Raw genomic sequence first — 6459 nt, forward strand, 5'->3', positions numbered from 1 at the left:
TTTACTTTGTGAGGTATGTGACTTTAAGAGATTTAAAACAGCCGGTTCTTTCATGAGCTTTCTTGGGCTGGTTCCTGGAGAATATTCCAGCGGTTCCAAAAGAAAACAAACGGGGATTACAAAAACGGGAAGTCCCAGACTTAGAAGGATTTTGACGGAAGCTGCTTGGCAGCATCGCTTTCCCGGAACAGGTAGTAAGATCGTAACTGCAAGGAGGGTCGGACAACCTGCGTTAGTCGTTGCTTTAGCAGAAAAAGCTTCCTTAAGATTACACAAGAAGTTTCGTAATATGCAGCAAAGAGGAAAAACACCTCAAGTAATGATAACGGCAGTCTCACGAGAGCTATCCGGTTTTCTTTGGGCAGCGATGAATCTAGTAGCTTAGAGTTAGAATAATGTTTCATCAAATGGTTTTATTCGTTAGAGAAGATGTACGATAAAGGAGGAATACTTGTTGACTCAGTGTTGAAGCAAATTTGAATTTCAAATTTGACCTTCGTTTTTAGACTAAGAACAGCTCCCGATGTATAGATTATCCTGCGGTATCCAACCCGCGAATATCAGTCTGATCAATCGTCGCGAATGCTTTTCTCTAACGAGTTAAACTATTTGATGATAAAAATGCGAAAAAATATTTACGGCTCGGTTGGGTGCGCCATATCAGAGTTTGTCCCAAAACCTGAAAATGTGGGAACTCCTACGTTTTTAAACGATGGGAAAATTTTACAAAAGCCTAATAACCGTCAAGGAGACAGAATCTGTGGGAACTCCTGCAAATTTCCTCCGAGGTTTTGGGGCAAACTCTTAGATTTTGGGACAAGTTCTAAAGTTTTAAAAAACGTCAAAATTCAACAGGAGAATCGTCATGTTTCTATCCCAACTTAAATTAGATCTTTATAATATTCGTAATAATATCGTCCTTAATTGGATTCAAAATCCGTATAACATCCACCGAAGATTGTGGATGGCTTTTCCGGATCGCCCGTCTTCTCAAAATTCCCCGTTTCTTTTTCAATTGGATTACAATTCCAATCCGGGAAAAATTCCTCCGAGAATTCTCGTGTTCTCGGAGGAATTGCCCGACTGGGAACGAGCCTTCCAGGATTTTAACGTTTTGGAAAAAATTCCGGATCAGAATCAGATCAAACGAATTTCTCCGGCTTTTATTATGAAAGATACGACCTTACGTTTTTCACTGACGGCAAACCCCACTAAAAAAACCAAGGACTATCGCCTTTTCCCCACATGCGTGGGGTTGGATGGGAAACAGGATATTTAAAATTCTATCCACTGATCCCTAACAACTATCCACTTGAAACGGGTTGGAACCGCAATTGAGAACGTTATGTGCTTTTGCCACGCCCTTTTACCCAAGAAGAACTTGTCTTAAAAACTTGCCGGATATTTTTTGAGGTCTTGGAACATGCTCAAATTGGAATAGGAACGATCAAAAACAGAAATTTCCCCGACATACAAAACGTATGATCAATAAAATTAGTATATTCTATTTTTATTAACTAATGATCCGAACAAAACCGGCTTTTGATTGCCCGTAAATCCTAAGCGAAAACGCCCATGATTGCAATCGAGAACAGCAACATTTCGTCCGGCTAAAGAGAATATAAGAAAAAATGAATGAATCGAAAAGAAATAAAATCCAAAGAAGAATTCGAGCTTTTTATCGTAAGAACGTTGGATGATTATCGAAAAAACAAGAAATCGCGGACTTAAATCCTGAAATTGCAAGTTGGCAATTATTTGCCGATATTCTAATAGGCGTTAGGATATATGAATAAAAAATAAATTTGAAAAAATTACAGTTGAATGAACCGTTCGTTTATGTGTAATGAACCTTTCTTGAGTCTCTTTGTAGTGGAAAATTTGTATCTGGAGCAAGTCTTAGATGAAAAAAAGATATGAGCAACTATTGAATTTTGTGTTGTTAGGAATTTTTCTTGCGGCTTCATCGATCTCAAGTTCTCAAACCGACGCTTCCATTTCCGCCTTCTGGGAAAAATTCAGAAACGCCGTCATCGACAACGATTCGGTTAACGTTGCAAACTTATCCCAATTTCCGATCCACATGCCCTACGGAGCGTCTGAAATAAAAAGTAAAACCGAGTTTCTGAAACGTTATGATGAAATATTCAATGGAGAAGCCGATTCTAAAGAATGTTTTCGCAATGCGAAACCTACCCTTGATCCCGAAAGAAAGAAGGAATTTACTGTTAGCTGCAAAATGAAAGGCGGAGAACCGGGTGCGGAACCGATTCTTTTCGGATTTAAGTACACTCGCGCGGGTTGGAAATTTATTTACCTCGATAACATCAACGAATAAACGACGATTAACTCCCATTCTACTACTTCCGTTTGAACTATTTCAAAAACTTTCAATACGGTAAACACGTCTCGTAACGAATTCCGGATTTGTTCTCGGAAGTCGACAAATCGTTTTCCGTTTTAAGTTCTACACAAGTCATAAACGACTCCTTCCAACAAACGAATATCAAACGAAACCATTTAGCTGCAAATAGATGTTTAATTATAGAGACATCTAAAAACAGGTTAAAACGAAGATGAAAGTTTTATGTAAACGAACGGAAAAACATTGCTCATTTAATTTTAACGAATCAAAAGCCTTAAAAACACAGATGAATTAAGATAATATCAATGAATTTGATTTTAAACCGAAGTTTACTCTAAACTCATATCGCAAAAGATTATTGTATACATCTTTGTTTTCATGTCCGCTTAAAAAGACTCGAAGATTAGGGATTCTTAAGTTATAGTATACTGATTAGTCGTCTAACAACTGTAAGTATGGCTAAATAAATTACTGGTTGTTAGCTTCTCAGGTTCTGAAACTTTTGTCTTTGACTGATATAAGCTTCCGGATATGGAAAGCGTAAAAATTAATTTTGTTTGAAGTTGCTAATGAATGATTGGAATTACACGGTATAGATGTTTCAAGAGGTAAATCGAAAAAATAAATTTCTAGGACAGTTTTTTACACCCGAAAGGGTAGCGGATTTCCTGGTAGATTGGGTTCTGGGAGCTGAACGAATCGCTTCTACAGAAAGTTCAAAACGTATACTGGACCCGGCGATCGGAAACGGAGTTTTTTTCGAAAGCATTCTTGATAAACTTCCCAATCTCAACGCGGAATGGGTCGGGTTCGATCTGGATATACAATGTTTGAGTTCCAGCCGTGCCGCTCTCGAAAATAGAATCTCAAAATCTAGTATACTTAGTTTTTACGATCGCGATTTTTTATTACAGGAAGAAAGTCAAAAGTTCGACGTTATTTTATGCAATCCTCCTTATCGAAAAATCAGCGATAAGAATTACTCCAAAGAATTGATTCAGCAATTCGAAGGGAAATCGGATAAAAAACTTCCCGGGACCGCGAATCTTTACGTTTTCTTTTTATTAAAATGTTTGAATCTAATCCAAGTAGGAGGCCGAGCCGCCTTTCTTGTTCCTCAGGATTTTTTCAATTCCGGTTACGGTGTTTTTATCAAATCGGCGCTACAAGAATCGGGTTTGTTGCATTCTTTGTTTCTTTTTTCTCCTCAGGACATTCTTTTCGACGAAGCGATTACGAGTTCATGCATTCTTCTTTTGGAAAATTCCGAAAAAGAAAAGAAGTCGGGATTTTTTTGGACGAGACTCAAACCCGGATTTTTTTCCGATAAATCCAAACTCCCGATCAGCTCGGTCAAATCGATTCAGACCGATTGGATTTCTTTTCCCGATCCCGAAGCGAAATGGAGCCCTATCTTTCATCGTCTTGAAAAGAAAGGCGAAAAAAAGACGGACTTTGAAAAGGAAAGAACCGGCCATTTCGTTCCGTTGACGGAATTCGGAAAATTTACGAGAGGAATTGCGACCGGAGACAATGATTTTTTTCTATTTACGAAAGAAATGGTGGAAGTTTCGGGGATCCCCGAAAAGTATTTTAAAACCTGCATTCCAAAATCTCAATATGCAAGAAACAAAATATTCTTACATTCCGATTGGGAAGAATTGAGTCAAAGGGGCGCTAAGGTTTGGTTGTTGGATGTTAAGCTTGAATTCGATCCGAACGATTCCCTCGCGCTGCAAAATCATTTACAATCCGGAATTACAAGAGGGGTTCATCAAAGATTTCTTCCTTCGAAAAGAAAAAACTGGTACACTCAGGAATCCAAGTCCGCCTGTCCGATTCTCGCCTCCAGTTTTCATAGAACTGAAATCAGAATCATCCGAAATTTTAGCAACGTCGTTCACCTAACTTGTTTTCACGGTTTCAATCCGGCTTCTAACATGGAAGAATGGGTGGATGCGCTTTACGCATATCTTATTTCTTCGGTTTCAAAAAAAGATCTGGAGACTAGAAGAAGAGAATACGCGAGAGGTCTTTGGAAGGTAGAACCGGGAGATCTCAATTCTCTTTGGGTTCCCGATTTCAGAAAACTCGATTCTCATACTCAAAAAGAATTACAAAGTTTAGTTTCCGATTTGAAACAAGCCCGTTCCTCTTCCGAAAAGGAATCTTCCATTCTGCTTAGGATTGATTCGATCTTTAAATAAAATTCGTATATTCCAGTTTTCTGTTTCTTTGATTGTACAATGCGGCTCTTATTAAAGTCGCTTTTTTCTATGTTACTCATAGCCATATAATAATGTACCTAATATTTTGCATTTAAACAGTGTTCTTCGATAAAAATTAACGGCACTCGATTTTATAGAGATCGGTAGGATTTCCGAACTAAGAAAAAATATCTCAACAAGTGTTTGCAAAGGGCTTTTATTTTTTTTGAAAGTTTGTGTTTCTTTGAATTCTCTATTTTAACGTAAATTCGGTTTAACCGATGCGAAAGCGATTGCAACGGAATCAACAAATTGGAATGACGAGAGCGTTTCGTTTTTCGAGCAAACCGTCAATTTGTTGATTGGAGTGGAAAGCGCGGTCGCGAGCCGGTCCGCTATGAAATCCGCGAGCGATTCGCCCAATCGTTTCAACCGTAGAATTCACATTAATTAATTCCCAACTAAACCTTATATACCCTTAAAATAAGTATATTATAATTTAATTACATTATAATACAGGAATCGATGAGAGTTTCCATTTTAATCGAGAATCGATAATAATGATAAAAGGTGAAAATTATGAAAAAAATTTCAACGATTCTAATCGGTTTCTTTTTATTAGGAACCTTAGAAAATCTATATGCAAATCGGGATAGGATACTTTCCAATCCGGTCGATATTGTCGCTGGGACTTACGAAAATCAGGTTGGTACACCTCCCGTAGAAGTCTTCTATCTTGCTTCTGAGTCTACTCCGGAGCAGGTTAGATATTGGGACGGGTTTCGGTCGAATGGATCGATCAATAATACTCCGAATCTAAACTTTTCGCTGATCGAATATGTGTTACCGACGGGTAATAGCGAAAGAGCAGGTTATATCCGCTTGTTTAGGAATTTTACACAGGCGCTTATATTTGCACAAGGGAACAGTTCGGGAGATTTTTACATTTATCAGATCGCCGGAGGATTTAATATTGTGGACGTAAGAGGTTCTCTCGGACCTTATACTCCTCCCGATTCGACTGCAGACGCGGTCGCATTGAATCGAATCTATTTGAATCAAGTTTACGGATGGAATCATATCCCGAGTAATTTTAATTTTGTTTTAGGCTATCAAGGCCAATTCGAACGGAATCCGATGTTCGATCGAGAGACGTACGCCAACGCTACTTCTTCGCCGGGACTTCCGGAACTGGCCGGATTTCCTCAAGGCGATCCTAGATGGGGAAACGATTTTTTTGCGCATGTCGCAGGGTGTGAAGCTCCTTTACGCAAACGTAGTAATGGAAGATGTTATCTAAAACAGGCGTTGTTAGGCGTCGCTCAAAAAATTTCCGATACGGGTCGAAAACAAAGCAGGTTACCGACTCTTCCGCTTTTTAAAACTCCCATCTCTCAAGTCGCATCCAGTAAAGGAACTTTTGTTAGTTTATCGGATTATATGTCCGGTCTTTGTTATGTTACTTCGAAAAATAAAATCGAATGTAGATCCGTATTGAACAACGGAAAACTTAGTTCCGTCAAAGAAACCACAATCGGCGATACGGGCTACGATGACTCGTATATGTTCGGGGATGTTAATAACGATGAGAAGGATGATTTTTGTCGTCTGACGGCGGTGTCGAACGGGCATCCATTACTAAAATGTAATCTAGGCGACGGCAACGGAAGTTTTCCGACAGAGGTTAATTTCGGATCCGTGAACGGCGGCTGGGCCTCCGGAGGCGCGGCTAACAAACGTTTGATCGTGAATGGAATTGCAGGAAGGTCTTATTTTTGCCGAATTATAACCGTAGATTGGTATGAGATCGCCTGCACGGAGTTAGTTCAAAATCGGAGCGGAAGCGCGGTTACTTTTACTCTCGGAAAATCCGGAACTACGAACGAT

4 protein-coding genes and 1 pseudogene are annotated in these 6459 nt (G+C 39.2%); all 5 read left to right on the forward strand.

Going from position 1 to position 6459, the window contains the following annotated elements:
• Positions 1-385 (forward strand): transposase (locus LEP1GSC194_RS16250; protein ID WP_036040695.1); only part of this gene is annotated, 385 nt, incomplete at its 5' end.
• Between the two features lie 480 nt (positions 386-865).
• Positions 866-1234 (forward strand): annotated as a pseudogene (locus LEP1GSC194_RS16260) (type I-E CRISPR-associated protein Cas6/Cse3/CasE); the annotation flags it as partial.
• Between the two features lie 669 nt (positions 1235-1903).
• Positions 1904-2338: a hypothetical protein gene (locus LEP1GSC194_RS16265; protein WP_020774605.1), complete on the forward strand. Its 435-nt coding sequence runs from the start codon at positions 1904-1906 to the stop codon at positions 2336-2338.
• Positions 2339-2961: 623 nt separating this feature from the next.
• On the forward strand, positions 2962-4572 hold the full coding sequence (locus tag LEP1GSC194_RS16270; protein ID WP_020774604.1) for an HsdM family class I SAM-dependent methyltransferase: 1611 nt from the start codon (positions 2962-2964) through the stop codon (positions 4570-4572).
• 579 nt (positions 4573-5151) lie between these two features.
• A partial coding sequence (locus tag LEP1GSC194_RS16275) for an enterotoxin A family protein (RefSeq protein ID WP_020774607.1) occupies positions 5152-6459 on the forward strand: 1308 nt, incomplete at its 3' end.

It is taken from the genome of Leptospira alstonii serovar Sichuan str. 79601, assembly GCF_000347175.1.
Classification (GTDB): Bacteria; Spirochaetota; Leptospiria; order Leptospirales; family Leptospiraceae; genus Leptospira; species Leptospira alstonii.

Coding starts and splice junctions, on each gene's coding strand:
- LEP1GSC194_RS16265 (WP_020774605.1), top strand. CDS start 1,904: ATGAAAAAAAGATATGAGCAACTATTGAATTTTGTGTTGTTAGGAATT.
- LEP1GSC194_RS16270 (WP_020774604.1), top strand. CDS start 2,962: ATGTTTCAAGAGGTAAATCGAAAAAATAAATTTCTAGGACAGTTTTTT.